The sequence below is a fragment of the Serratia sp. JKS000199 genome, from assembly GCF_900215455.1.
In the GTDB taxonomy this organism is placed as follows: domain Bacteria; phylum Pseudomonadota; class Gammaproteobacteria; order Enterobacterales; family Enterobacteriaceae; genus Serratia; species Serratia ureilytica.
In genome coordinates, this window is record NZ_LT907843.1 from 2,971,777 (window position 1) to 2,996,986 (window position 25,210).

At 60.4% G+C, this 25,210-nt stretch carries 23 protein-coding genes; 7 read left to right on the forward strand and 16 right to left on the reverse strand.

The features are described from left to right. The first annotated feature begins 149 nt into the window (after window positions 1–149). The 3 genes from amiA to CPH57_RS14215 all read left to right on the forward strand — a co-directional run bounded on the left by amiA (window position 150) and on the right by CPH57_RS14215 (window position 2,472). Complete coding sequence (gene amiA, locus CPH57_RS14205) at window positions 150–1,031, forward strand: N-acetylmuramoyl-L-alanine amidase AmiA (protein WP_033643971.1); 882 nt, start codon at window positions 150–152, stop codon at window positions 1,029–1,031. Window positions 1,032–1,096: 65 nt separating this feature from the next. Next, entirely contained in the window at window positions 1,097–2,017 is a 921-nt protein-coding gene (hemF, locus tag CPH57_RS14210) for an oxygen-dependent coproporphyrinogen oxidase (RefSeq protein WP_033635468.1), read from the forward strand. Then, complete coding sequence (locus tag CPH57_RS14215) at window positions 2,017–2,472, forward strand: YaiI/YqxD family protein (RefSeq protein WP_004936514.1); 456 nt, start codon at window positions 2,017–2,019, stop codon at window positions 2,470–2,472. Before hemF ends, CPH57_RS14215 begins: the two co-directional genes overlap by 1 nt. A gap of 22 nt (window positions 2,473–2,494) precedes the next feature. On the opposite strand, the gene CPH57_RS14220 is transcribed toward CPH57_RS14215, so the two are convergent. The 4 genes from CPH57_RS14220 to CPH57_RS14235 all read right to left on the reverse strand — a co-directional run bounded on the left by CPH57_RS14220 (window position 2,495) and on the right by CPH57_RS14235 (window position 8,777). Continuing rightward, a complete protein-coding gene (locus tag CPH57_RS14220) occupies window positions 2,495–4,735 on the reverse strand; it encodes a TonB-dependent receptor domain-containing protein (RefSeq protein WP_096242471.1) in 2,241 nt (746 codons plus the stop codon). 121 nt (window positions 4,736–4,856) lie between these two features. Beyond that, window positions 4,857–6,983, reverse strand: a complete 2,127-nt coding sequence (locus tag CPH57_RS14225; protein ID WP_080376462.1) for a S9 family peptidase — start codon at window positions 6,981–6,983, stop codon at window positions 4,857–4,859. A gap of 54 nt (window positions 6,984–7,037) precedes the next feature. Then, window positions 7,038–7,835 carry a TonB family protein gene (locus tag CPH57_RS14230; protein ID WP_060660391.1) on the reverse strand — a complete coding sequence of 266 codons (798 nt, stop codon included), beginning with the start codon at window positions 7,833–7,835 and terminating at the stop codon, window positions 7,038–7,040. A gap of 102 nt (window positions 7,836–7,937) precedes the next feature. After that, complete coding sequence (locus CPH57_RS14235; RefSeq protein WP_096242850.1) at window positions 7,938–8,777, reverse strand: ChaN family lipoprotein; 840 nt, start codon at window positions 8,775–8,777, stop codon at window positions 7,938–7,940. A 177-nt stretch (window positions 8,778–8,954) separates the two neighbouring features. On the opposite strand from CPH57_RS14235, the gene mmuP reads away from it, so the two are divergent. Beyond that, window positions 8,955–10,364 carry an S-methylmethionine permease gene (gene mmuP, locus CPH57_RS14240; protein ID WP_033643976.1) on the forward strand — a complete coding sequence of 470 codons (1,410 nt, stop codon included), beginning with the start codon at window positions 8,955–8,957 and terminating at the stop codon, window positions 10,362–10,364. Further along, a complete protein-coding gene (gene mmuM, locus CPH57_RS14245; protein ID WP_096242472.1) occupies window positions 10,354–11,292 on the forward strand; it encodes a homocysteine S-methyltransferase in 939 nt (312 codons plus the stop codon). The genes mmuP and mmuM overlap by 11 nt, the downstream gene beginning before the upstream one ends. Before the next feature lie 48 nt (window positions 11,293–11,340). Here the strand turns inward: mmuM and maeB are convergent, their stop codons facing one another. The 5 genes from maeB to CPH57_RS14265 all read right to left on the reverse strand — a co-directional run bounded on the left by maeB (window position 11,341) and on the right by CPH57_RS14265 (window position 15,084). After that, window positions 11,341–13,620 (reverse strand): NADP-dependent oxaloacetate-decarboxylating malate dehydrogenase, encoded by a 2,280-nt coding sequence (gene maeB, locus CPH57_RS14250; RefSeq protein WP_016926766.1) that lies wholly within the window; start codon window positions 13,618–13,620, stop codon window positions 11,341–11,343. 215 nt (window positions 13,621–13,835) lie between these two features. Further along, on the reverse strand, window positions 13,836–14,009 hold the full coding sequence (locus tag CPH57_RS24595) for a hypothetical protein (RefSeq protein ID WP_004936544.1): 174 nt from the start codon (window positions 14,007–14,009) through the stop codon (window positions 13,836–13,838). After that, window positions 13,990–14,370, reverse strand: coding sequence for a DUF2570 family protein (locus CPH57_RS14255; protein WP_046687600.1), 381 nt, complete (start codon window positions 14,368–14,370; stop codon window positions 13,990–13,992). The genes CPH57_RS24595 and CPH57_RS14255 overlap by 20 nt, the downstream gene beginning before the upstream one ends. Next, on the reverse strand, window positions 14,367–14,768 hold the full coding sequence (locus CPH57_RS14260) for a M15 family metallopeptidase (RefSeq protein ID WP_033643981.1): 402 nt from the start codon (window positions 14,766–14,768) through the stop codon (window positions 14,367–14,369). The genes CPH57_RS14255 and CPH57_RS14260 overlap by 4 nt, the downstream gene beginning before the upstream one ends. Next, complete coding sequence (locus CPH57_RS14265) at window positions 14,758–15,084, reverse strand: phage holin, lambda family (protein WP_033643982.1); 327 nt, start codon at window positions 15,082–15,084, stop codon at window positions 14,758–14,760. The genes CPH57_RS14260 and CPH57_RS14265 overlap by 11 nt, the downstream gene beginning before the upstream one ends. Window positions 15,085–15,377: 293 nt before the next feature. Between CPH57_RS14265 and CPH57_RS14270 the strand changes: the two genes are divergently transcribed. Beyond that, on the forward strand, window positions 15,378–16,877 hold the full coding sequence (locus tag CPH57_RS14270; RefSeq protein WP_033652572.1) for a glycosyl hydrolase family 18 protein: 1,500 nt from the start codon (window positions 15,378–15,380) through the stop codon (window positions 16,875–16,877). Window positions 16,878–16,962: 85 nt separating this feature from the next. Here the strand turns inward: CPH57_RS14270 and CPH57_RS14275 are convergent, their stop codons facing one another. After that, on the reverse strand, window positions 16,963–17,904 hold the full coding sequence (locus CPH57_RS14275) for a LysR family transcriptional regulator (protein ID WP_025303805.1): 942 nt from the start codon (window positions 17,902–17,904) through the stop codon (window positions 16,963–16,965). 404 nt (window positions 17,905–18,308) lie between these two features. Between CPH57_RS14275 and CPH57_RS14280 the strand changes: the two genes are divergently transcribed. Then, the gene (locus CPH57_RS14280; protein WP_033643984.1) at window positions 18,309–18,902 is read left to right on the forward strand and encodes a lytic polysaccharide monooxygenase; all 594 of its coding nucleotides are present in this window, start codon (window positions 18,309–18,311) and stop codon (window positions 18,900–18,902) included. Window positions 18,903–18,968: 66 nt separating this feature from the next. Here the strand turns inward: CPH57_RS14280 and CPH57_RS14285 are convergent, their stop codons facing one another. The 6 genes from CPH57_RS14285 to CPH57_RS14310 all read right to left on the reverse strand — a co-directional run bounded on the left by CPH57_RS14285 (window position 18,969) and on the right by CPH57_RS14310 (window position 24,971). Further along, a complete protein-coding gene (locus tag CPH57_RS14285) occupies window positions 18,969–19,931 on the reverse strand; it encodes a sugar-binding transcriptional regulator (protein WP_069100658.1) in 963 nt (320 codons plus the stop codon). Window positions 19,932–20,026: 95 nt separating this feature from the next. Then, window positions 20,027–20,683 (reverse strand): dihydroxyacetone kinase subunit DhaL, encoded by a 657-nt coding sequence (gene dhaL, locus CPH57_RS14290; RefSeq protein ID WP_033643985.1) that lies wholly within the window; start codon window positions 20,681–20,683, stop codon window positions 20,027–20,029. A 3-nt stretch (window positions 20,684–20,686) separates the two neighbouring features. Next, window positions 20,687–21,688: a dihydroxyacetone kinase subunit DhaK gene (locus CPH57_RS14295; protein WP_060660386.1), complete on the reverse strand. Its 1,002-nt coding sequence runs from the start codon at window positions 21,686–21,688 to the stop codon at window positions 20,687–20,689. 29 nt (window positions 21,689–21,717) lie between these two features. Next, window positions 21,718–22,488 carry an SDR family oxidoreductase gene (locus tag CPH57_RS14300; protein WP_046687601.1) on the reverse strand — a complete coding sequence of 257 codons (771 nt, stop codon included), beginning with the start codon at window positions 22,486–22,488 and terminating at the stop codon, window positions 21,718–21,720. A 35-nt stretch (window positions 22,489–22,523) separates the two neighbouring features. Next, complete coding sequence (locus CPH57_RS14305; protein ID WP_042785164.1) at window positions 22,524–23,792, reverse strand: MFS transporter; 1,269 nt, start codon at window positions 23,790–23,792, stop codon at window positions 22,524–22,526. Window positions 23,793–23,858: 66 nt separating this feature from the next. Further along, window positions 23,859–24,971, reverse strand: a complete 1,113-nt coding sequence (locus CPH57_RS14310) for an alcohol dehydrogenase catalytic domain-containing protein (protein WP_096242473.1) — start codon at window positions 24,969–24,971, stop codon at window positions 23,859–23,861. Between the last annotated feature and the right edge of the window lie 239 nt (window positions 24,972–25,210).

Genomic DNA, 25,210 nt, shown 5'->3' on the forward strand with positions numbered 1-25,210 from the left:
TTACGCAATATCAAACTGCAATTTACCGCGCTATTTGCCCGGAAATCGCCGGTAACAGGCGTAATAAATGGAAATAGTTATCGGGTCGATTAATGATTATCAATACGATATAACGTCGCAAAATAGAATCGTCGACGGAGCGTTGCGTAATGAAAAAGCAGGGTAAACAATTCCTCAATTTTAAACCGCTTGCCGTTTCCCCGACGCGACGCCAACTGTTGCTTTCCGGCCTGGCGGTGGCGCTGTTCGGCGTGAAAAACCCAAGCGCCAGAGCGGAAGGCCTGCTGCGCAACCAGCACAGCAAACCGGCGGCGAAACCGGCCGGCGGCAAAAAGCGGGTGATGATCGATCCCGGCCACGGCGGCATCGACTCCGGCGCGGTCGGCCACGAAGGTTCGCAGGAAAAACACATCGTGCTGGAAATCGCCAACCACGTGCGCCGTTTCCTGCATGAGCACGATCACATCGAGGCGCGCCTGACGCGCGAAGAAGACGAATTCATTCCGCTGTTCCAGCGGGTGGAGATCGCCCACCAGCACCAGGCCGATCTGTTCATTTCCATTCACGCCGACGGTTTTACCAGCCCGTCGGCCTCCGGCGCTTCGGTATTCGCCCTCTCCAACCGCGGCGCCAGCAGCGCCATGGCGCGCTACCTGTCCAACCGTGAAAACGCCGCCGACGACGTAGCGGGCGGCAAATACAAGGATCAGGACAACTACCTGCAGCAGGTGCTGTTCGATCTGGTGCAAACCGACACCATCAACAACAGCCTGACGCTCGGCCGCCACGTGCTCGGCCAAATTCGTCCGGTACACCATCTGCACAGCGACAGCACCGAACAGGCGGCGTTCGCGGTGTTGAAATCCCCGTCCATTCCCTCGGTGCTGGTAGAAACCTCGTTCATCACCAACCCGAACGAAGAACGGCTGCTGGGCACCACCGCGTTTCGCGAGAAAATCGCCCGCGCCATCGCGGACGGCATCGTCAACTTCTTCGACTACTTCGACGCACACCAACGCAAACCCCGCTGATGCCGCGGGCGGCGAATAAGAGTATACTCAGCGCCTTGTTCAGCCAGACGCTATAAAGACCCCGCATGAGTTTACCTAACATCGCTGAAGTAAAATCCTTCCTGCTGGCGCTGCAGGATCATATCTGCGCGCAGCTCGCCCAGGCCGATGGCGGCGCCGTGTTCACCGAAGACCAATGGACGCGTGAAGAAGGCGGCGGTGGCCGCAGCCGCGTGCTGACCAACGGCGCGGTGTTCGAACAGGCGGGGGTCAACTTCTCGCACGTCTCCGGCGCCACCCTGCCGGCCTCGGCGACCGCGCACCGTCCGGAACTGGCCGGGCGCAGCTTCCAGGCGATGGGCGTCTCCCTGGTTATCCATCCGCTCAGCCCCTACGTGCCCACCAGCCACGCCAACGTACGCTTTTTCATCGCTGAAAAGCCGGGCGAAGCGCCGGTGTGGTGGTTCGGCGGCGGTTTTGACCTGACGCCGTTCTACGGTTTCGCAGAGGATGCCGTGCACTGGCACCGCACCGCGGCCGAGCTGTGCGCGCCGTTCGGCGACGAGGTCTACCCCAAATATAAACAGTGGTGTGACGATTACTTTTTCATCAAGCATCGCAACGAAGCGCGCGGCATCGGCGGCCTGTTCTACGACGATCTGAACACCCCGGATTTCGACCATTGTTTCGCCTTCACCCGCGCGGTGGGCCAGGGCTTCCTCGACGCCTACCTGCCGATTGTCGAAAAACGCAAGGCTTTGACCTGGGGCGAGCGCGAGCGCCAGTTCCAGCTGTATCGCCGCGGCCGCTATGTGGAGTTCAACCTGGTGTGGGATCGCGGCACGCTGTTCGGGCTACAAACCGGCGGGCGCACCGAGTCCATCCTGATGTCGATGCCGCCGTTGGTGCGTTGGGAATATAACTACCAGCCGGACGCCGACAGCCCGGAAGCGGCGCTGGCGCGCGATTTCCTGCCGGTGCGCGACTGGCTGCAGGAGCCGAAATGATGCAGATTTGGGTCGATGCGGACGCCTGTCCGAACGTGATCAAGGAAGTGCTGTTCCGCGCCGCCGATCGCACCGCCATCACCGTGACGCTGGTGGCGAACCAACCGCTGCGCACGCCGCCGTCGAAGTACATCCGTTCGCTGCAGGTGGCGGCCGGCTTCGACGTGGCCGATAACGAGATCGTGCGCCGCTGCGAAGCGGGCGATCTGGTGATCACCGCCGACATTCCGCTGGCAGCGGAGGTGATTGAGAAAGGCGCGGTGGCGCTGAACCCGCGCGGCGAACGCTATACGCCGGACACCATCCGCGAGCGCCTCAACATGCGCGATTTTATGGATACCCTGCGCGCCAGCGGCATTCAGACCGGCGGCCCGAACGCCCTGAACCAGCGCGACCGCCAGCAGTTCGCCAACGAGCTGGATAAATGGCTGCTGCAGGCGAAACGGGCGCAGTGACTGCGCCCTGCTCCGCTGCGGTTTAGAAGCGCACCTCCCCGCCGAAGATATAGGTGCGTCCACGGGCAGTGTTGGTCGGCGTCTCATACTGCGACTGAGACGGCAGCGAGTTCATCTTGTTCAGCGCGTCCGAGTAGTCCTTGTCCATCAGGTTTTGCACGCTGAGCTTCAGCAGCAGATTGCGATTCACCTGATAGGTGCCGTACAGATCGATAATGGTCGGAATATGCGGCGCCGGCTCTTTCAGCAACTGCTCATTCTCATCGTAATCAGAGTCCGGCGACAGGCGCACCGATTTGCCGGTATATTTCACCACCCCGCCCAGCGTCAGTTTCTCGTCCAGCAGGCGCACCCCGCTGTCCAGCGTGAAGTAGAACTCCGGCAGCTCGCTGATATCGCCCGCGCCGAATACGTTGCTGGCCTGGTTGGTCGGCTGGGAGGTATGCTCCTTGCTTAACGACAGCTTGGTGAAGGCGAAACCGGCGTCGTACAGCGCTTCAAGCTCCACCCCGCGCATTTTGACCGGTTCGGGGGCGTTGCTGTACATGGTCATGCTGACGTTGACGTCCGCGTCATCCCACTCTTCCTGCGTCGCCTGCGAACGGTTGCACTTCTGGCGATTTTTACACACCAGATAGGATTGGCTGGAAATGTAGTTTTTGATCCTGGTTTCGAAATAGACCGCTTTCAGCTGGAAGCTATCCTGCTTGAACAACAGATCGTGGGCATTGGCGTTGAACCCGCCCTGCCAGGTCTCCGCTTTTTCCCCCTTCAGGAACGGGTTCATCGACTGGCCGCCGCTGTTGGCGAAGAACACTTCCTGGATATTCGGCCCGCGCATCGACTTGCTGTAGCTGACGAACGGCTGCAGCCACGGCGTCACCTGCGCCGACAGCATGACCGACGGGTTGAAGCCGTGTTCGTTGCGGGTGATATTGCCGGCGCCCTGCGGGAAGCACTCTACGCGCTCGTCACAGGCCGGCTTATAACCGGAGAGGCGATAGGCGGTGTAGTTCAGATCGAAATTCCCCTGCCAGATACCGTAGTTAGCTTGCAACCCGCTGTACAGGCTGGAGATATCTTGTTTGCCGGCAATGCCCACCGGCATGCTTTCCGCCTGATTGTCATCCGTCACCAAACCGGAGGCCTTTTTCTTATACTCGTTGCGCACCAGCTTGCCGCCGTAGCTGAAAGCGAAATCGACGTCCTGCAGGCTGAAACGGCTGGTGTTGTTGATATCCAGCGCATCGGAGATGTTTTTCGCCGTGCTGTCGCTGAATCCCGCCATGTTGTTGGACATGAACTGCTGCTTGCCGCGGCTGGTGCTGGCGGTCAGGTTGAAATCGATCAGTTCCGAGAACGGCGCATAGTGGTATTTAAGGTAGAAATCGTCGCTGTCGATGTGGCGGCGGGTGATTTTATTCTGGTAGCTGCGCGCCGACAGTTCGATGCTGTTAAAGGCATCCGGCTTGATGTCCACCTTGAACAGCTGGGATTTCGGGTTCTGGCGGTAGGTTTTATCGACGTTGAACATCTCGCTGTCGAACCCGGCGCCGTTTTTGTAGTTGGAGGTGATGGAACTGCCGCTGATCGCCGCCATCGCCCCCAGGCTGCCGCCGTCGGCAAAGGCGGCGGTTTTGGCACCCAGGGCGATCATGCCGCTGCGGCCGATGCCGTTATTGCCCACCGAGAATTTGGTGCGCACGCCGAACGGGTTGTCGGAAAATACCACGTCATCCACGCCGATGGTGCCGAAGTTGGCGCTGCCCGCCAAGGCGTTCACCCCAGCGGATCCGGTGGCGTTGCCGCGCGCCACGTCGACGCCGACGATAAAGTTAGGATCGATCAGCGCCCCGAACTGGCTGGTGGGCAATCCCCCGTGCGCTGCGTCGCTCGGCGAGTTGCCGTAGTAGTTTTGCGTGATGCCGTCGACCATGGTGTTGACCCGGCCAAAGCCGCTCAGGCCGCGGATATTGACGCTGACCGATCCCTGGCCGGGATCGATCTGGGTATAGGTGCCCGGCATGCTGCGCAGAATGCTGTCCACCGACTCCAGATTCTTGTTTTCGTCGCGCGAGCTGAACGCGCCCGGCCGGGCCAGCGCGTCTTTTTCGCTGCTTTTGCCGCTGTCGGCGGCCGAGACGTTGAGCGGGCTGAACGCCACGCTGCCTTTATTATTTTCCGCCTGTTCCTGCGCGGCCGCAGCCTGCCCGTACAGCGCCAGTCCCGCGCCGATCAGGCTCGCTATCATTTTGATTTTCATATATCCCCAGAAATAGCCAATAAGGTTTGATGGCCGACAATGCCCAGCAAAAAGCCCGCCGAAAGCGCGGTAAAAGGTTGTTATTGTTTTATTGCGCCGCAGCGTGCTGCGGCGCTAAAGGTTATTTCTGCGCCTGCCGGTCCGCCGCCAGAATAAAGGCGTACTCCAGCGCGCCGTTTTCCAGCCGCGCCAGGCGGCCCGATTTGCCGCCGTGGCCGGCGGTCATGTCGGTGGAGAGCAGCAGCAACGAATCGCCCTGCTTGAAACGCCGCAGCTTCGCCACCCATTTGGCCGGTTCCCAATACTGCACCTGCGAGTCGTACAGACCGCTGGTGACCAACAGGTTCGGGTAACGTTGCTTACGCACGTTGTCGTACGGGCTGTAGGACTTCATCAGCACATAGGCGGCCGGCTGGTGCGGGTTGCCCCACTCCTCGTATTCCCCGGTGGTGAGTGGAATGCTGTCGTCCAGCATGGTGGTCACCACGTCGACGAACGGCACCTGCGCCACCACCGCGTTGAACAGCTGCGGCGCCTGATTGATCACCGCCCCCATCAGCAAGCCGCCGGCGCTGCCGCCCATGGCGTAGATGCGCCCCGGTTGGCCGTAGCCGTCTTTGATCAGCGCCTGGGTGGCGTCGATGAAGTCGTTGAAGCTGTTCGGTTTGTGCGTCAGCTTGCCCTGTTTGTACCAGCTCTGCCCCAGCTCGCCGCCGCCGCGCACGTGGATCAGCGCATAGACGAAGCCGCGATCCAGCAGGCTGATGCGGTTGGCGCTGAACGCCGGATCCATGCTCATGCCGTAAGCGCCATAGCCGTACACCAGCAGCGGGTTATGCCCGTTTTTGAACAGCGATGTGCGGTACACCAGCGAGACCGGCACCTTCACGCCGTCGCGCGCCGTGACCCAGATGCGCTCGCTGTGATACAAGCTGGGATCGACGCCTTTCACCTCCTGCTGTTTCAGCAGGGTGCGCTCGCCCTTGTTCAGGTCCCACTCATAGGTGCGGGTCGGCGTGGTCATCGCCGAATAGCCGTAGCGCAAGCGATCGCTGTCCGGCTCGGGGTTATAGCCCAGCCAGGCCATGTAGCTGGCATCATCGAACGGGATGGCGCGCTCGGTTTTGCCGTCCCAGCTGATTTGCCGCAGCTGCACCAGCCCGTTGGCGCGCTCCTGCACCACCAGCCAATCGCGGAACAGGCTGAAGCTTTCCACCTCGTGCTGCGCCTGCGGTGCGATCAGCGTCTGCCACGGTTTGCCCGCCGCCGCCGTGTGGTACAGGCCAAAGTTCGGATCCTGATGGTTGGAGCGCAGGTAGAACTCGCCCCGGTAGTGATCGAGGTAATACTCGCGGCCGTTCTGCCGGGCGGCGAACAGCTGCGGCTCGCGCTGCGGCTGGTTGGCGTCGATCAGGCGCACTTCGGAGGTGGTGTTGCCGCTGATGGTCAGAATCAGGTAATCGCGCGAGGACGAGCGGCCGAGGCTGAGGTAGAACGCCGGATCGTTTTCCTGGTACACCAGCTTATCTTCCGCGGTCGGCGTACCGTACCGATGGCGGTAGACCTGATATGGCAACAGCGTTTGCGGGTGGTTGCGCACGTAGAACAGGGTTTGGTTGTCGTTGGCCCACACCATGTTGCCGGAGGTGTTTTCCAGCGTTTCCGGCGACCAGCGTTCGCTGTCTATCTCGCGCAGGGAGATGCGGTATTGGCGGCGGCCCTGCAGATCCTCGGCCACTGCCAGGCGGCGGTTGTCCAGGCTGACGTCCATCGCCCCCAGACGATAATACGCATGGCCGGCCGCGCGCTGATTGGCGTCCAGCAAGGTTTGCCACGGCGCGTCGGCAGTGAGCGCCTGGCGCTGATACAGTGCGAAATCTTTACCGGCGGCGTAGCTTTCCTGATAGCGATAACCGTTGAGCTGATACGGCACCGAACGATCGTCAGGGTTCACGCGACCCAGCATCTCCTGATACAGCGTGGCGCGCAGCTTCTGGTACGGCGCCATCATCTGCTCGGTATAACGATTCTCCGCCTTCAGGTAGTCCAGCACCTTCGGCTCTTTTCGGCTATCGTCGCGCAGCCAGTAGTAATCGTCGGTGCGCGTCTCGCCGTGCGCCGTCAGCGCTTTCGGCGCGCGTTCCGCCAACGGCGGCTGCGGTTGCGCCAGCGCGACGCCGGCGACGCCTAAAGAAAGCCAGAGCGCGGCCGCGATGCGACGGCGCGGGGTGAATAACAGCGGATTCATAATCCCTCACGAAGTTTGAAGAGGTGCACGACGGCGATGCGGCGCCTGCGGGCATTAACGGCGGGCATTCAGCTCCGCCAGATTGAAATCGATCGGCATCGTCACCTTGACGGCTCCCTGCTGCAGCATCTCCGGCGGCGGCGGCGGCAACGGCTGGGCGCGCGACACCACCGCCACCGCTTCCCGATCCAGCGACGCGGTGCCGGAACGCACCTGCAGAATGACATTCGAGACCCGTCCCTGCGCGTCAACGCTGAAACTGACCTGCGGCATGCCGCTGCGCCGGCGGCTGCGGGCATCCAAAGGGTAATCCTTGATGCGATTCAGTTTGCCCTTCACTAGGCTCTCCCACGACAGTTTGGCCTGCGCGTTGCTGTTGGCGTCGCTGTTGATCGGTGCGGCGGTTTGGTGGGAGAGCGTCTGCGCCTGCGGCGCAGCAGCGCTGGACGCGGCGGCGTTGCGCGTCTCTTTGGCCTGCTCCTGCGGTTTCGGCTGCGCTTTTTGCGGGGGACGGTGTTCGGCGCGCTTCTTCTGCGCCGTCACGATTTTTGCTTTATCGGCACGCGCCAGCTTGGGCAGATCTGGCTGTTGCTGCTGCTCCGCCGGCTGCGCCGCGGCAGATTCAGCCTGCTGCACGCCCAGCGGCAGCGGCTTACTTTCCGGCGCTTCAATCTGCGCCGCCCAGCTCATCATCACCGCCGGCGGCGGCAGCGCCACCGGCTCCAGCGCCGTCTGCGGCCAATAAAACAGCAGCACCAACGCCACATGCGCCGCCAGGGCAAGCAGCAGGCCGCGCGCCCAGCGCGGCTGCGGCAGCTCAAAGGCCGGAAGGGAATAAGACTGACTTAACATAGGGACATTAGTTTACTTAATTGCGAATGATTGCAGATCACATTTACTAATGATAATCATTTGCAAATATAATTAACACTCCTTTTCACCGTCTTAACGTATTCATTTCACTGATGGTGTGATCCACAGGTAGTCTGCGGTGTTCGCATCGACCTGTACGCCCGGCTCCGCCAGCATCAGCACCATCGGCGCCGCCGCCGGTTGCAGATCCCGCACGTGCAGCGGCACGCCCACCGATTTGGCGGCGTGATAGCCACCGGCGATCAACAACGCGGGCGTCGGCGCCGCCAGCAGGCGCTCAGCCATGCGCCGGTCGCGCTGCTGCTGGATCGCCAGCATCGCATGCAGCTGCGCGGCCTCAATCTGGCCGCCGTGCGAAGTGCGGATAGTCTCTTCCAGCGCCTTGCGCACCGCCGGCTGCGACGAGAGCTGCCCCGCCGGGAACTGCGGCTGCTGATAGAACGCCGCGATCTCGCTGCGATCCAGGTTGGCCGACCACAGCGGGTAAGGCGCGCGCATCGCCGCCATCGTCACCCCGCCATACAGCGCCCATTTCCAGCCCGGCTGCCAGGCGATCAGCTCCGCCACGCGGCCATCACGCACCGTGGGATCGCTCTGCAGCCACTGCTTGACTTTGTCGACCTGCGCCTGCTGGTTCGGGTTGATCATCTCCATCAGCACGCTACCCTGCGGCCGCAATTGCGGCAGCTGCTGCACCAGCCATTGCTCAATCTGATGGTGGTAAGGATTGTCATGCTTTTCCCCGACGATCACCCGCGGCTGCTGCGCCAACCGCGACAACAGCTGCTCGGGCGTCAGGGTCGCGCCGCTGTGCAGATCGGTGATATTCCCCATGCTCGCGACGTCGCTGGCCGGCGTCTTCACCGGCGTTTGGCTGCAGGCGCCGAGCGCCAACGCCGCCAATAAAATCAGATATCTCATCATGTTGCCCCATTAGCGAAAATGGCGACATTATAGATAATAATTATCATTTGCATATAGATCTGGCCTGACGATTTTTTTACGCGGCGATCGCCGGTGACGCATTGCGTTGAAACGGCATTGCGGGTATAACCAATAGCCATTCAGATATTTAGACGTCTATACGGATAGATTATTATGCACTCATCGGCGCCCGCCGCAGGGCAGTTCAAACGCAGCATGAAGGCCCGGCATCTGGTGATGCTGTCGCTGGGCGGCGTGATCGGCACCGGGCTGTTTTTCAATACCGGCTACATCATCTCCACCACCGGGGCGCTCGGCACGCTGCTGGCCTACCTGATCGGCGCGCTGGTGGTGTATCTGGTGATGCTGTGCCTGGGCGAGCTGTCGGTGGCGATGCCGGAAACCGGCGCCTTTCACGTCTATGCTTCGCGCTATCTGGGGCCGGCCACCGGCTATGCCGTCGCCTGGCTGTATTGGCTCACCTGGACGGTGGCGCTGGGCTCCAGCCTGACCGCGGCCGGATTCTGCATGCAGTACTGGTTCCCGCAGTCGCCGGTGTGGCTGTGGTGCCTGATCTTCTGCGCGGCCATTTTCCTGCTCAACGTCGTGACCACCCGTTTTTTTGCCGAAAGCGAATTCTGGTTTTCGCTGATCAAAGTGGTGACCATTCTGGCGTTCATCATTCTGGGCGGCGCCGCCATGTTCGGCCTGCTGCCGATGAAAGACGGCACCCCGGCGCCGTTCCTGCACAACCTGACCGCTTCCGGCTGGCTGCCGCACGGCACGCTGCCGATCCTGATGACCATGGTGGCGGTGAACTTCGCTTTCTCCGGCACGGAGCTGATCGGCATCGCCGCCGGTGAAACCGAGAACCCGGAGAAAGTCGTGCCGCTGGCGATCCGCACCACGGTGATCCGCCTGATGCTGTTCTTTATCGGCACGGTGTTTGTGCTGGCGGCGTTGATCCCCATGGATCAGGCGGGGATCGTCAAAAGCCCGTTCGTGCTGGTGTTTGAACGCATCGGCGTGCCTTACGCCGCCGATATCTTCAACTTCGTGATCCTGACCGCCATCCTGTCGGCGGCCAACTCCGGCCTGTACGCCTCGGGGCGCATGCTGTGGTCGCTGGCCCACCAGCGCACCCTGCCGGCCTACTTTGCGCGCGTCAATGCGCGCGGCATTCCGATCAACGCCCTGACCTTCAGCATGCTCGGCGGCGTGCTGGCGCTGCTGACCAGCGTGATCGCGCCGGATACGGTGTTTGTCGCCCTGTCGGCGATCTCCGGCTTTGCGGTGGTGGCGGTGTGGCTGAGCATCTGCGCCGCCCACTATGCTTTCCGCCGCGCCTATCTGCGCAGCGGCCAGCCGATAAACGGCCTGAAATACCGCGCGCCCGGCTATCCATTGACGCCGATCCTCGGTTTTGCGCTGTGCCTGCTGGCCTGCATCGGGCTGGCGTTCGATCCGGAGCAGCGCATCGCGCTCTACTGCGGGCTGCCGTTCGTCGCCCTGTGCTATCTCACCTATTTCCTGACCCGGCGCGCCGGGCAAAAAAACGCTTTGGGAGAACAACATGTCGGTTAACAACTCCGTCGCTCGTTTGCTGGCCGAACGGCCGACGCTGATCCTGGACGGCGCGCTGGCCACCGAGCTGGAAGCGCGCGGCTGCGATCTGACCGATCCGCTGTGGTCGGCCAAGGTGCTGATTGAAAATCCCGAGCTTATCTATCAGGTACACCTCGATTATTTCAACGCCGGCGCCCAGTGCGCTATCACCGCCAGCTATCAGGCCACGCCGCAGGGCTTCTCGCGCCGCGGCCTGGACCAGGCTCAGTCGCTGGCGTTGATCGCCAAAAGCGTGCAGCTGGCGCAGCGCGCACGCCACGATTATCTGGCCGCGCACCCGCAGGCGGCGCCGCTGCTGATCGCCGGTTCGGTGGGCCCGTACGGCGCCTATCTGGCCGACGGCTCGGAATACCGCGGCGACTACCGGCTGGCGCAGGATGACTTCATTGCCTTCCACCGCCCGCGCATCGCCGCGCTGGCCGCCGCCGGCGTCGATCTGCTGGCCTGCGAAACGCTGCCGTCGTTCACCGAACTGCAGGCGCTGCTGACGCTGCTGCAGGAATTCCCGACGCTCGGCGCCTGGTTCGCCTTCACCCTGCGCGACAGCCAACACCTCAGCGACGGCACGCCGCTGACGGAGGTCCTGTCCGCGCTGCGCGGTAACCCGCAGGTGCTGGCCACCGGCATCAACTGCATCGCGCTGGACAAGGTCGCCCCGGCGCTGCGTCAGCTGAGCGCGCTGGCCGACAAACCGCTGCTGGTCTACCCGAACTCCGGCGAGCACTACGATGCGGTGAGCAAAACCTGGCGCGCCTGCGGCGGCGAGCACGGCAGCCTGGCCGATCAGGCGACAGAGTGGCGCGCGCTCGGCGCACAATTGATCGGCGGCTGTTGCCGCACCACCCCGCAGGATATTCGCGCCATCGCCGCGCGCTGCAAGGCATAAAAAAGCCCCCGGCGCCAACGGCGCAGGGGGCCAGTCATTAACCCGGGCTTACAGCGGTTCGGTCTGGGCTTCCACCACCGCCAGCGCCACCATGTTGACGATGCGGCGCACCGAGGCGATCGGCGTCAGGATGTGCACCGGTTTGGCCACCCCCATCAGCACCGGCCCGACGGTCACCCCTTCCGAGCAAGAGACGCGCAGCAGGTTGTAGCTGATGCGCGCCGCTTCCATGTTCGGCATGATCAGCAGGTTGGCCGAGCCTTTCAGCGGGCTGTCCGGCATCAGATCGTGACGGATGCTTTCCACCAGCGCGGCGTCGCCGTGCATTTCACCGTCGATCTCCAGCTCCGGCGCCAGCTCGTTCACCAGCTCCAGCGTTTTACGCATCTTGCGCGCCGCCGGGCAATCAGACGAGCCGAAGCTGGAGTGAGACAGCAGCGCCACCTTCGGTTCGATACCGAAACGGCGCACGGTTTCCGCCGCCATCAGGGTGATCTCCGCCAGCTGTTCCGGCGTCGGATCGTCGTTGACGTAGGTGTCGGCGATGAAGGTGTTGCCGCTCGGCAGCAGCAGCGCGTTCATCGCGCCCGCGACGTGCGCGCCTTCACGGAAGCCGAACACGTTCTTCACCACGTCGTAATGCTCGTGGTAGCTGCCGATGGTGCCGCAGATCATCGCATCCGCTTCACCGCGGTGCAGCATGATGGCGGCGATCAGCGTCGGGTTGCCAATCACCGCGCGACGCGCCTGCTCTTGCGAAACGCCACGACGTTTCATGATCTGGTAGTACTCGCCCCAGTATTCGTTGAAGCGCGGATCCGACTCGTTGTTCACCACTTCGAAATCTTTGCCCGGCGTCAGTTGCAGGCCCAGCTTTTTCAGGCGCATCTCGATCACGCTCGGACGGCCGACCAGGATCGGGAAAGCCAGCCCCTGCGACACCAGCTCTTGCGTGGCGTGCAGCACGCGCTCTTCCTCGCCTTCCGCCAGCACCACCCGCTTCACCTCTTTGCGCGCCTGGGAGAAGATCGGTTTCATGAACAGATTGGTTTTGTAGACGAACTCCGCCAGCTTCTCCACGTAGGCGTCGAAGTCTTCGATCGGACGCGTCGCCACGCCGGAGTCCATCGCCGCCTTGGCCACCGCCGGTGCGATCTTGACGATCAGACGCGGATCGAACGGTTTCGGAATGATGTATTCCGGCCCGAAGGAGAGATCCTGATCGTCATACGCGGAGGCCACCACGTCGCTCTGTTCCGCCAGCGCCAGATCGGCGATGGCATGCACGCAGGCCAGCTTCATCTCTTCGTTGATGGTGGTGGCGCCCACGTCCAGCGCGCCGCGGAAAATGAACGGGAAGCACAGGACGTTGTTCACCTGGTTCGGGTAGTCGGAACGGCCGGTGCAGATGATGGCGTCCGGGCGCACCGCTTTGGCCAGCGGCGGCAGAATTTCCGGTTCCGGGTTGGCCAGCGCCATGATCAGCGGATCGCGCGCCATGGTTTTCACCATATCCTGCGTCAGCACTCCCGGGCCGGAGCAGCCGAGGAAGATGTCGGCGTTCGGGATGGCGTCGCCCAGCGTGCGCTGGCCGTTATCCTCGATGGCGTAGGCGGCTTTGGTCTGTTCCATATTGGCGTCGCGGCCTTTATAGATGACGCCCTTGGAATCGCAGACGGTGATGTTCTGTTGACGCAGCCCCAGCGCCACCAGCAAGTTCAGGCAGGCGATGGACGCCGCGCCGGCGCCGGACACCACCAGCCGCACATCGGAGATGTTCTTCTTCACCACGCGCAGGCCGTTGAGCACCGCGGCAGTGGTAATGATCGCCGTGCCGTGCTGGTCGTCGTGGAACACCGGGATCTTCATGCGCTCACGCAGTTTCTGTTCGATGTAGAAACACTCCGGCGCCTTGATGTCTTCCAGGTTGATGCCGCCGAAGGTCGGTTCCAGCGCGGCGATAATGTCGATTAATTTGTCAGGGTTATGCTCATCCACTTCGATATCAAATACATCGATACCGGAAAACTTCTTGAACAAAACGCCCTTGCCTTCCATCACCGGCTTACCGGCCAACGCGCCGATATTGCCCAGACCCAGTACCGCCGTGCCGTTGGAAATCACCGCCACCAGGTTGCCGCGCGCGGTGTATTTGTAGGCCGCCAGCGGATCTTCGGCGATCTCGAGGCAAGGCGCGGCGACGCCCGGCGAATAGGCCAGCGCCAGATCGCGCTGGGTCGCCAACGGTTTGGTTGGGGAAACCTGGATCTTCCCTGGGACAGGAAACTGATGGAAATCAAGGGCACTCTGTTTGAGCTGTTCGTCCATTATGGATTCCTTTGTTTTTTGCTTTTATGTTGAGGTAAGGCTTTGAGGCTGCGCCCTGCCGTGGGCTATGGCGCCCAGGTACAATGACAGGGCACAGCCTTGAAGTATAGTGAGAGAAACATCACAAACTTTGAAGCGCGCCATAACCTTGGTCGAAAGACCGTTTTAAAAGTAAAAAAAGAAGGCCTGCGGGACAAGTCAGACAAGCGCCGCCGTCAGCGCGGCGGCAGCGTGGCGCGCCAGGCGTTGAGCGTCTCCACCTGGCCGGCGCAAATGTGTAACGAGGTTTGTAACGCCAGGGCATAGCTTACCGCATCGCCCCAGGTCTCCCCCTGCAACTGCGGCTGCTCACAGGGAGCAAATACCGACTCAGGGGGCAACAGCGGCACGGCCTGCGGCGCCGGCGGCCGGGCGCAAGAGCTCAAGCACAGCGCCAGGCAGAGGCTGAGCGGCGCAGGGATCGTTTTTAATCGCTTCACGGTATTTCCTCTGATAAGCCTCGTGTTGTTGGCGCAGCTGCTGTTCCTGCCGCTGCTGCGCCGCCATCAGCGCACGATTTTGCGCATCCTGGGTCTGCAGGGTGGCGATCAGCCCCGCCTGCTGCGCCAGGCTTTTTTGCAATTCCGCCGCCTGTTGCCGCGCGGACACCAACTGATGCGACAGCAACGCGCTGTAGCCGCCGAGGCAGATGGCCGCCAGCAACAGCAGCAGCAACCCGCCCTGCATCAGTTTTTGCAGCCAGCCGCTCATGCCGGATAGTCCCGAAACGGCAGCTGGAAGTGCGGGCCGTCCTTGAGGGTCTTCCATTCGCCGCCCCATTCGACGTTGATGCCGCATTCACGCGCCGCGCGCCGCACCGCCACCGCAATTTGCGCGTAGTAATCCCACTCCCAGGAGACCACGCCCGCCGGCATCGCCACCACGTCCACCGCGTGTCCGGTCAGATGGCGGCTGCGCAGCGTTTGGCTGTTGCCGGCGCGCACCATTTCCCGCTGGCGCGCCATGCTGCGCAGCCCCTCGCTGACGGAAAACGGCACCAGGGAATAGCGCAGCGCCAGACGAATAACGCGCACCAGATCCGGATGCACGCCGCGCAGGTTCTCTTCACTGCGGGCGGTAAAGCGAATCTCTTCGATGTCATTTAACATTTTTAAACCCCGTTTTTTTGCCGATGAATTTTTTAATTAAGGCGTTGATGTAATCCGCCCCCATAAAGCCAATCAATACGCTGGCCAAATTCGCCCAGTTTAATTCCAGGCCCATCAACGCCAGCGCATCGCGCACCGTCCAGGCCAATAACGCGCACATCGCCGCATTCAATAAACGTCGCCGAATACCCACGTTGCGATAGGCACCGTGTAATAGCGCCATCACGCCGGCCAGAATGGCGTTCAATACCGGCTGAAGATATTCACATACTCGCTGGACTATTAAGCCAACAGCGTCAGGCTCTATGCTGGACATAGCTCATCTCCTTTTTTATTTTTAATTAAATGCCAATCACGGCCGGTGGGACATCGGATACTCAGAATCTAGTTAAGGATGCTATTACAAAGCAAATGAATAAATACAGGCCCTATGGTCGAATTCATTCATGCTGAATGCTGGCACAACACATAAACGCCAAGGCAGGCGGCAGTGAATAAAAAATTCATTCTTATCGTGATTTGTTTCGACTGTTATTTCCGCGAAAAATAAACATTAATGGCAACGGGAAATATTTCCCCATCGAAAAACATCCACTCTGGAGAAATGCCATGTCCACACGTAAAGCCGTTATTGGGTATTATTTTATTCCGACCAACCAAATCAATAATTACACCGAGACCGATACGTCTGTCGTGCCGTTCCCGGTTTCCAACATCACGCCGGCCAAAGCCAAACAGCTGACGCACATTAACTTCTCGTTCCTGGATATCAACAGCAATCTGGAATGCGCCTGGGATCCGGCCACCAACGACGCCAAGGCGCGCGATGTGGTCAACCGTCTGACCGCGCTCAAAGCGCACAACCCCAGCCTGCGCATCATGTTCTCCATCGGCGGCTGGTACTACTCCAACGATCTGGGCGTGTCGCACGCCAACTACGTCAACGCGGTGAAAACCCCGGCGTCGCGCGCCAAGTTCGCCCAATCCTGCGTGCGCATCATGAAGGATTACGGCTTCGACGGCGTGGATATCGACTGGGAGTACCCGCAAGCCTCGGAAGTGGACGGTTTCATCGCCGCGCTGCAGGAGATCCGCACCCTGCTGAACCAGCAAACCGTCGCCGACGGCCGCCAGGCGTTGCCGTACCAGTTGACCATCGCCGGCGCCGGCGGCGCCTTCTTCCTGTCGCGCTATTACAGCAAGCTGGCGCAGATCGTCGCGCCGCTCGATTACATCAACCTGATGACCTACGATCTGGCCGGCCCCTGGGAGAAGGTAACCAACCACCAGGCGGCGCTGTTCGGCGATGCGGCCGGGCCGACCTTCTACAATGCGCTGCGCGAAGCCAACCTGGGCTGGAGCTGGGAAGAGCTGACCCGCGCCTTCCCCAGCCCGTTCAGCCTGACGGTCGACGCCGCGGTGCAGCAACACCTGATGATGGAAGGCGTGCCGAGCGCCAAAATCGTGATGGGCGTGCCCTTCTACGGCCGCGCCTTCAAGGGCGTCAGCGGCGGCAACGGCGGGCAATACAGCAGCCACAGCACGCCGGGCGAAGATCCGTACCCGAACACCGATTACTGGCTGGTGGGCTGCGAAGAGTGCGTGCGCGACAAGGATCCGCGCATCGCCTCCTATCGCCAACTGGAGCAGATGCTGCTGGGCAACTACGGCTATCAGCGGCTGTGGAACGACAAGACCAAAACGCCTTACCTGTATCATGCGCAGAAAGGGCTGTTCGTCACCTATGACGATGCCGAGAGCTTCAAATACAAAGCGAAATACATCAAGCAGCAGCAGTTGGGCGGCGTGATGTTCTGGCATCTGGGGCAAGACAACCGCAACGGCGATCTGCTGGCCTCGCTGGATCGCTATTTCAACGCCGCGGACTACGACGACAGCCAGCTGGATATGGGCACCGGGCTGCGCTACACCGGCGTCGGCCCCGGCAACCTGCCGATCATGACCGCGCCGGCTTATGTGCCGGGCACCACTTACGCGCAGGGCGCGCTGGTGTCCTATCAGGGTTACGTCTGGCAGACCAAATGGGGTTACATCACCTCGGCGCCCGGTTCTGACGGCGCCTGGCTGAAGGTGGGCCGCGTGGCGTAAGCCGTAAAAAAACCCCGTAGCCGAATGCTGCGGGGTTTTCATTGAGTTAACCGTTTGATTTTCGCGTCCCTTCGTCTCTATTCCTTCAGTTGTGGCACCAAGGATAACCGCCATCCCGCACCACTTCGCGGCCCATCAGGCTGTAGACATCGCTTTTGCGCGTCAGCCGCTCATGCCACCAGTTAAACCCGGCGCCCTTGCTGGCCGGGTGCCACGCCAGCCAAATCATTTCGTCGCCCTTTTGCATCTCTACCGGCACCGTCACCAGTTCGCCGCTGGCCAATTCCTTTTCGATCAAAGCAGGCGGCAGAAAAGCGTGGCCGATGCCGCGTTTGAGCAGCGCCAGGTTGCTTTCCACGTCGCATACCACCAACTGACGCTGCAAGGGCAGCGTGCCGTGATTGCGCTTGGGCAGCTCATGGCTGCTGTCGGCGATCACCACCACGATGTCGTTCAACCGCTGTTTCTTGCACACCGGCTTTCTCTGCGCCGCGAACGGGTGCGAAGGCGACACGCACAGCACAAAGTTGAGCTTGCCGAGCATCAGGGTTTTAGCCTGCACGCTGTCGGGAATTTGGCCGATGGCGATGATCAGATCCGCCCGGTTGTTCTTCAGCGCATCCCAGGTGCCGTTCAACGCTTCTCGCTGCACCGAGATACTGGCGTTCGGGCAATGCTGAATATAGTCGCGGATATCCTGCGTCAGGGTTTCCAACGGGAAGAAGGTGTCTACCGCCAGGCGGATATTATTGTCCAGCTTGGGGATGTTGCGCACCCGGCTTTCCAGATCCTGCACCGCATTTAATATCCAGCTGCCTTCCTGCAGGAGAAACTCCCCTTCATCCGTCAGGGTAATCATGGGGCCATTGCGATGAAAAAGTTTCACGCAGAGTTTGCTTTCAATATTGGAAACCCGATAAGAGATCGCCGAAGGCGTTTTATGCAGCGCCTCCGCCGCCATAGAGAAAGAACCGGTGCTCTTGATGGTGCTGATTATTTTAATCGCGTCCAGGGATAATCTAGTCATACAAATTCCTCTTTAAAATAAAATAAGAAAAATGACACTAAATTCCCAAGGTGGTGGCGCACAAAAATCGATCAAATCGAACAAGGGTACTCATAGCAACAAGCAATATACTTCATAAATGAGAGCGCTATCTTAAATACTATTCATCACGACCTGATATAAAATTCATCATAGCGCCCTACTTTTACACAGCGACAGTTAAATAAATTCAGCCTAACGATCAAAGATCGTCATCATAATAATTTTCGTTAATAGCCGTTAAAACATTCCGCTCTATCGCACGACCAGAATGATAAAAATAAAACAAGCCGACAAGAAGGGTTATTTCTAATTGCGTTATTAGTCTCTCATTTTGTCGGTGAAATACGCTCAACTTACAACATAATTTCAGTCAGGAGTGACTTATGAACAAAACTTCCCGTACCCTGCTCTCTCTGGGCCTGCTGAGCGCGGCCATGTTCGGCGTTTCGCAACAGGCGAATGCTCACGGTTATGTCGAGTCGCCGGCCAGCCGCGCCTACCAGTGCAAACTGCAGCTCAACACCCAGTGCGGCAGCGTGCAGTACGAACCGCAGAGCGTCGAAGGCCTGAAAGGCTTCCCGCAGGCCGGCCCGGTTGACGGCCATATCGCCAGCGCCAACAAGTCCACCTTCTTCGAACTGGATCAGCAAACGCCGACGCGCTGGAACAAGCTCAACCTGAAAACCGGCCCGAACTCCTTTACCTGGAAGCTGACCGCGCGTCACAGCACCACCAGCTGGCGCTATTTCATCACCAAGCCGAACTGGGACGCTTCTCAACCGCTGACCCGCGCTTCCTTTGACCTGACGCCGTTCTGCCAGTTCAACGACGGCGGCGCCATCCCTGCCGCGCAGGTCACCCACCAGTGCAACATACCGGCAGATCGCAGCGGTTCGCACGTGATCCTTGCCGTGTGGGACATAGCCGACACCGCCAACGCCTTCTATCAGGCGATCGACGTCAACCTCAGCCACTGATCCGTCAAAAGGGGGATGTCTCTGGAGGGTTCAGCCTGGCGCTGAACCCTTTTTTTGCGGGTGTCGCTATTGCGACATGTTGAGGATAGTGCGCACATTGAGCGCGCTGGTGGCGATAATGTCGATGGCGCCGGTGCGCAACGCGCCCAAAATCGCCAGCGCCTTGGTATTCTCGGAGGCAATGGCGATCACGCACGGAATTTTGCGCAGCTCATCAATGCTCAGCCCAATCACACGGTCATTCATCACCGTATCGACATGCTGCCCCTGGGCATTGAAAAAGTCATAGCCGGCGATGTCGCCGATCACGCCCTGATTAAGGCTGGCGTCGATAATCTCGTGCGGCGTAAACCACCCCAATTTCACCATATAACTGTTTTCATTCATGTCGCCAATGCCGACTAACGCCACATCGGCCTTACGCGCGCGATCCAACGTTTCCTTGATCGTGCCGTTCTGCATGAAGGCGTCTTTCAACGCGCGATTTTCGACGTAGGCCGGCGCATAGAGCGTCTCGCTGCTGCCGCCGAACTTCTTCGCCAGACGCCGGCTGATATGGTCGGCGTTGATCGCATCGCCCGGACGGTGGGTGCCGCCGATGCCGCAGATGAACTTGCAGTTGCGCTCCGCCACGCTGCCGACGTGATCGGCGATCGCCGCCACGTTGCGTCCCTGCCCGACCGCCAACACCATATCGTCTTTCAGCGACATCGCCAGGTAGTTGGACACCAGCGCCGCCACTTGCCGACGCTGTTCCTCTTCGTCCTGATGATCGAGCGCGATCAGCGCGCGGCTGATGGGAAAACGTTCCATCATCTGCTGTTCCAGCCGGGTGCTGAACACCGGGTGATAACGCACGTTGATCTCGACGATGCCTTCTTCCTTGGCGCGCTTGAGCAAACGACCGACTTTGATCCGTGAGATGCCGAACTTTTTGGCGATCTCTTCCTGCGTGATCTCATCCTGATAATAAGCAACGGCGATTTCGGTCAGCAGTTCGTTATCCTGGGACACAGTTTGTTTTTCCATCCGTTAGACGTTTCCCCACGGCAGGCCGGTTAATCATGGCGGAGGGACGATACACGCCCCTCCGACAATGCTGAATGCCCGCTAGTATAACGCGTTCAGGCGGCAACGGTATTCAGTCGTTGCTCCACCTCGTCCGCCAATCGGGTCAAGAGCAGGCAGCAAGATACCGCGCCGGCGTCCAGTACGCCGCGCGAACGCTCGCCCAGACGGCTGGCGCGGCCGATTTTCGCCACCAGCTCGCGCGTGGAATCGCGCCCGCGCGCCGCGGCGATCCTCATCTGTTCCAGCGCAGCGGCGAAGTCGTCACCGCGCCCCGCCGCCTGCTCAAACGCCGCTACCGCCGGTATCAGCGTATCCATCAGACACTTGTCCCCCACGCCCGCGCTGCTGATGTCCTGCAGTTCGCGCAAACCGCCGTGCAACATCGCCAAAAATGCCTGCTTATCCAGCACGCTGCGCTCGCGCACGCTCTCCGCCATGCCCATGAACAGGCTGCCGTACAGCGGCCCCATCGAACCGCCGATGCCCTCCATCAGCGCATCGGAAACCGCATCGAACGCCTGCGCCAACGTGAGCTCGCGGCCGCGAATGGCATCGCCGCACATCGCGAATCCCTTCGACATGTTAATGCCGTGGTCGCCGTCGCCGATGGCGCCGTCGATTTCGCTCAGGTATTCGCGGTTGCTGACAATGGTTTCTATCAGCCCCGTAACGATCTCACTGCCGTACCGGGTTGAAATTTGTTCCGTCATGATTCACTCCACCTGGGTTAAGCCTAAAGATTGCGCCGGCATGTCCAGCAGCGTTTTCAGTTCGTCATCCAGCGTCATCAGCGTCAGCGTCACGCCCATCATTTCCAGCGACGTGAAGTAATTGCCGACGTAGCGCCGATGCACCCGCACGCCTTTCGCCGTCAACCGACGCTCTATTTCGGCATAATAGATATACAGCTCCATCACCGGCGTGGCGCCAAGCCCGGAGATCAGCAACGCCACCTCATGCCCCTGTTCCAGCGGCATGTCGTTGAGCACGAAATCGAGCATGGTGCCGGCCATCGCCGACGCCGACTGGATCGGCGACACCTCAATGCCCGGTTCGCCGTGATGGCCAATGCCGATCTCCATCTTGCCGTCTTCGATATGAAAATTGGGTTTGCCGACCGCGGGAATGGTGCAGGAACTGAGGCCGACGCCGATCGAACGACACCGGTCGATGGCTTTTTGCGCCGCGCCGATCACGCCGTCCAGATCGTATCCCTTGGCCGCCGCCGCCGCGCCGACCTTCCACATCAGAATTTCTCCGGCCACGCCGCGCCGTTTATCGATCTCACTGGCCGGCGCCGAGGCGACGTCATCGTTGGCCACCACGGTTTTCACCCGTATGCCGGCCGCCGTGGCCTTCTTGATCGCCATCTTGACGTTCATGTTGTCGCCGGCGTAGTTGCCGTACAGGCAAGCGACGCCCGCACCGCTGTCCGCCGCCTTGAACGCGTCGAGAAAAGCCCCCGCCGTAGGCGATGAAAAAATCTCGCCAATTGCGACGGCATCCAGCATGTTTTTGCCGACATACCCCAGAAACGCCGGCTCATGGCCGGAACCGCCGCCGGTGACGATGCCCACTTTGCCGGCGATCGGCGCCGGCGGATATTTCAACACCCGCGCATTGTCAGTGGCGGCGTAATAGTCCGGGTGGGCCAGCCTATAGCCCTGAATGGCGTCTTCCACTACGTGATCGGGATCGTTAATGATTCTGTTCATCGCGGCCTCTCTGTCGCCTGAATAAGAAATTATTGAATGGTGTAACCGCCGTCGACCACCAGGTTGGCGCCGGTGATCATCGCCGCCGCGTCACCGGCCAAAAACAGGGCGCTGGCGGCGATATCTTGCGGCTCAGCAAAGCGCCGCAGCGGAATTTTCTGCTTCATCTGCTCAGCCACCTCGCCAGACCAGGCTTTGCGCCCCAGCTCCGTCAAAACCACGGTGGGTGAAATGGCGTTGACCCGCACGTTGTGTGGCCCCCACTCCAGCGCCAGCACCTGGGTCAACCCGATAACGCCCGCTTTGCTGGCGCAATAGGCCAGGTGATTCGGCAATGCCACCACCCCGGCCTGCGAGGCGAGATTGATGATGCTGCCGCCGCGCTGGCGAATGAAACGGCGACCCACCGCCTGGCAGGTGAGAAACACGCCTTTCAGATTGACCGCCAGGGTTGCATCCCACGCCGCTTCCGGCAGTTCCTCAGCGGGATGCAGCGCGACGATGCCGGCGCTGTTGACCAGCACGTCCAGCCGCCCGAAATGCGCCTCAATCTGCGCCACCGCCCGCTCCACCGACGCGGCATCGGTGACGTCGGCCACGACGCCCAGCGCCGCCTCGGCGTCCAGCTGTCGCGCCACTTCCGCAACCTGCGGCGCCCGATCGAGCAGCGCCACGCGCGCGCCGTTTTGCAGATAGCGTTCGGCGATAGCGAGACCGATCCCCGCAGCGCCGCCGGTAATCAGCGCCACCTTGCCCTGCAGCGAGAGCTCGCGCGGCGCCGTAGTTTGATGATTAATCATAAATTTCCCCTTAAAACTGTGAACTTCACCCTCGGTCAGGATATTTTCGCCAAACTCGCGCCGCGTTCTTCCTGCGCCATCGCGTTTTCCTTCGGCAGCGTGACAAATTTCATCAGCACGCCGCTGAACAGGTACAAGCCGGTAAAGATCCAGATCACGCCAACGGTGCCGAGGCTGCCGATAAACAGCCCCACCACCGCCGGGCCGACAAAGGTGCTCAGGCCGGCGCCCAGATTGAGAATCGACATCGCCGCGCCCTTATTGTCCGGCGCCAGCGACGGCATGATGGCCGACAGCGGCACGAACGCCGCCAGGCAGGCGCCGAACAAACCGGCGGCGCAAACGGTCAGCAGGTAGTTGGCGCCGAAGAATTGCGGCACGTAGTAGAACATCAGCGTGGTCAAGGCGCAGCCGACGCAGCCGAACCACATCACCACATTGCGCCAGCCGAGACCGTCGCTGATCACGCCGAAAATCAGGTTGAAAATGATGTTGACCGTCCACAGCGCGGCGTACATCTGCAGCCAATGCGTGCGGGTGAACCCCATATCCATCATGTACATGGGCATGAATACGACGAAGCCGTATGCCGCAGAGGTATTAATGGTGCGCACGATGCCGCCCAGGCCAATCTTCGGGTTTTCAAACGCGATGGTGATGCCTTTCAAGACGTAACCCAGCGACGCTTTTTCCCGGTTGCCGCTCTGTGCCGCGCCGTCGTCGCGATTGAGCATCAGCGCAATCACCGCGCCCAGCACGACGAAAATCAGCGCGCTCCACAGCGTGTGGATCTCGCCGAGATAAGGCAGCATGATGCTGGAATACAGCACGCCCAGCACGCTGAGCCCGCCGCTGTAGACGAACCAGAAAATCCCCACCGCCGACCCCAGCCTTTCCGGCGGCGCCTCATACGCCACCCACACCAGAAAGCCGTAGGCGAACAACGGATAACCCAAGCCGCGCAGCGCATAGGTCGGCACCATGATCGCCAGGTTGTTGCTCGGCAGGCCGAACGTCAAAAAGCACACCGAACCGAACAGAAACAGCAGCAGGCCGGCCAACATCACCCGCCGGGCGGTAAAGATTTCCGCCAGCACGCCGGAAAACCAGGCGGCGATCGCGGCCGCAAAACCATAAACGCTGAACAGCAGCGCCGATTCCTGAATGCTCAGCCCCTTGCCGATCAAATAAGGCGACAGCCAGCCCTGTTCCAGCCCTTCGCCCATCATGAACACCAACACGCCGGCATAGCCCAGCAGCAGTTTCGGTGACAGACCAATGCGATGAATCAGTCCATGCAACATAGAACACCCCAGCACATGTGATTATGGAGGCGCAGGCTCACCCGCACCCGAAGAACGATGCAGGTTTCAGAGGTTTGGATTAAGCACCACTTTGATTGAACCGATGCCGCGCTTCATCAGCTCGAAGCCCTCGGCGAACTGTTCCAGCGGCAGCGTATGCGTCACCACGCCTTCGGTCGGCAGATCGCCATTGGCGATGCCTTCGATCACCAGCGGGTAGCAGTAAGGGCCGAGGTGCGAACCGAGCACGTCCAGCTCTTTGCGGTCGCTGATGATGCTCCAGTCGACGGTCACCGGATCCTTGAACACGGAAAATTCCACGAAGGTGCCGAGTTTGCGGATCAGCGTCAGGCCCTGTTCCACGGACTTTTGGGCGCCGGTCGCCTCGATGTAGATGTCGCAGCCGTAGTCGTCGGTCATCGCTTTAACCGCCGCGGGCACGTCGTCACGGGTCGGGTTCAGCGTCACATCCGCGCCGAAGCACTTCGCCAGCGCCAGACGCTCGTCGGACAGATCCAGCACCACCAGCTTCGAGGGCCCGGACTTTTTGATCGCCCCGATCATGCCCAGCCCCAGGGTGCCGGCGCCGGCCAGCACCACGACATCGCCCAGTTTGATATTGGCGCGTTGCACCGCATGGAAGGAGCAAGCATAGGGTTCGATCAGAATGGCTTTTTCGATCGGCAGATCGGCCGGTACGTGATAGTTAATCGCCTCTTTGGTGAACTTCATGTACTCGGCCATGCCGCCATTGACGTTTTTCTGGAAACCGTACAGGTCATGCTTTTCGCACATCCAATACTGGCCGCGGTTGCAGAAGCGGCATTGCCAACAGGGAACGATCTGTTCTGATATCACCCGATCGCCGAGATTGAAGCCCTCGACGCCTTCGCCGTATCCCACCACGTGGCCGATAAACTCATGACCGGGGATCATCGGCGCCTTGATGTATGCCGGTTGTTTTTCATCGCCCCAGAAGCTGGGCGCCCCTTCGAACGCTTTAACATCGCCGGCGCAGATGCCGCAGGCCTCGATCTTCACTAGGATCTCTTTCGGGCCGATCTTCGGTACCGGCACCTGTTCCAGGCGGTAATCTTTCGGGGCGTACGCCACAACCGCCTTCATGATCTCGGGGATACCGTCCGCCATTTTCGCCTCTGTCATGCAGGTCTGACACATAGCACTCTCCTCTGGTAGGGTGACTCTTTATGATCAATAACACAAACAAAGAACAAATGAACACTAACGTCACGCGTTCAATTTGCCCACAGAGAACTTGCCAAACTGTGATATCGCTCAAAAACCCGTCTGCATGAGGATAAATAACGATTAAAACCCCTTTTTTAGTGACGATCGTCACCTTTTAAAGGGAGGAACAGAAAAATCAGGCAAAAAACAAAAGAACACCAATTGAACAT

Bases quoted from the DNA above. Each gene is read 5' to 3' on its own strand.
- dhaL (WP_033643985.1), bottom strand. From the start codon at position 20,683: ATGACGGAACAAATTTCAACCCGGTACGGCAGTGAGATCGTTACGGGG.
- CPH57_RS14265 (WP_033643982.1), bottom strand. From the start codon at position 15,084: ATGTCCAGCATAGAGCCTGACGCTGTTGGCTTAATAGTCCAGCGAGTA.
- CPH57_RS14305 (WP_042785164.1), bottom strand. From the start codon at position 23,792: ATGTTGCATGGACTGATTCATCGCATTGGTCTGTCACCGAAACTGCTG.
- CPH57_RS14215 (WP_004936514.1), top strand. From the start codon at position 2,017: ATGCAGATTTGGGTCGATGCGGACGCCTGTCCGAACGTGATCAAGGAA.
- CPH57_RS14310 (WP_096242473.1), bottom strand. From the start codon at position 24,971: ATGTGTCAGACCTGCATGACAGAGGCGAAAATGGCGGACGGTATCCCC.
- CPH57_RS14300 (WP_046687601.1), bottom strand. From the start codon at position 22,488: ATGATTAATCATCAAACTACGGCGCCGCGCGAGCTCTCGCTGCAGGGC.
- CPH57_RS14230 (WP_060660391.1), bottom strand. From the start codon at position 7,835: ATGTTAAGTCAGTCTTATTCCCTTCCGGCCTTTGAGCTGCCGCAGCCG.
- maeB (WP_016926766.1), bottom strand. From the start codon at position 13,620: ATGGACGAACAGCTCAAACAGAGTGCCCTTGATTTCCATCAGTTTCCT.
- CPH57_RS14275 (WP_025303805.1), bottom strand. From the start codon at position 17,904: ATGACTAGATTATCCCTGGACGCGATTAAAATAATCAGCACCATCAAG.
- amiA (WP_033643971.1), top strand. From the start codon at position 150: ATGAAAAAGCAGGGTAAACAATTCCTCAATTTTAAACCGCTTGCCGTT.
- CPH57_RS14280 (WP_033643984.1), top strand. From the start codon at position 18,309: ATGAACAAAACTTCCCGTACCCTGCTCTCTCTGGGCCTGCTGAGCGCG.
- CPH57_RS14260 (WP_033643981.1), bottom strand. From the start codon at position 14,768: ATGTTAAATGACATCGAAGAGATTCGCTTTACCGCCCGCAGTGAAGAG.
- CPH57_RS14255 (WP_046687600.1), bottom strand. From the start codon at position 14,370: ATGAGCGGCTGGCTGCAAAAACTGATGCAGGGCGGGTTGCTGCTGCTG.
- mmuP (WP_033643976.1), top strand. From the start codon at position 8,955: ATGCACTCATCGGCGCCCGCCGCAGGGCAGTTCAAACGCAGCATGAAG.
- CPH57_RS14285 (WP_069100658.1), bottom strand. From the start codon at position 19,931: ATGGAAAAACAAACTGTGTCCCAGGATAACGAACTGCTGACCGAAATC.
- CPH57_RS14295 (WP_060660386.1), bottom strand. From the start codon at position 21,688: ATGAACAGAATCATTAACGATCCCGATCACGTAGTGGAAGACGCCATT.
- CPH57_RS14270 (WP_033652572.1), top strand. From the start codon at position 15,378: ATGTCCACACGTAAAGCCGTTATTGGGTATTATTTTATTCCGACCAAC.
- CPH57_RS14225 (WP_080376462.1), bottom strand. From the start codon at position 6,983: ATGAATCCGCTGTTATTCACCCCGCGCCGTCGCATCGCGGCCGCGCTC.
- hemF (WP_033635468.1), top strand. From the start codon at position 1,097: ATGAGTTTACCTAACATCGCTGAAGTAAAATCCTTCCTGCTGGCGCTG.
- CPH57_RS14220 (WP_096242471.1), bottom strand. From the start codon at position 4,735: ATGAAAATCAAAATGATAGCGAGCCTGATCGGCGCGGGACTGGCGCTG.
- CPH57_RS14235 (WP_096242850.1), bottom strand. From the start codon at position 8,777: ATGAGATATCTGATTTTATTGGCGGCGTTGGCGCTCGGCGCCTGCAGC.
- mmuM (WP_096242472.1), top strand. From the start codon at position 10,354: ATGTCGGTTAACAACTCCGTCGCTCGTTTGCTGGCCGAACGGCCGACG.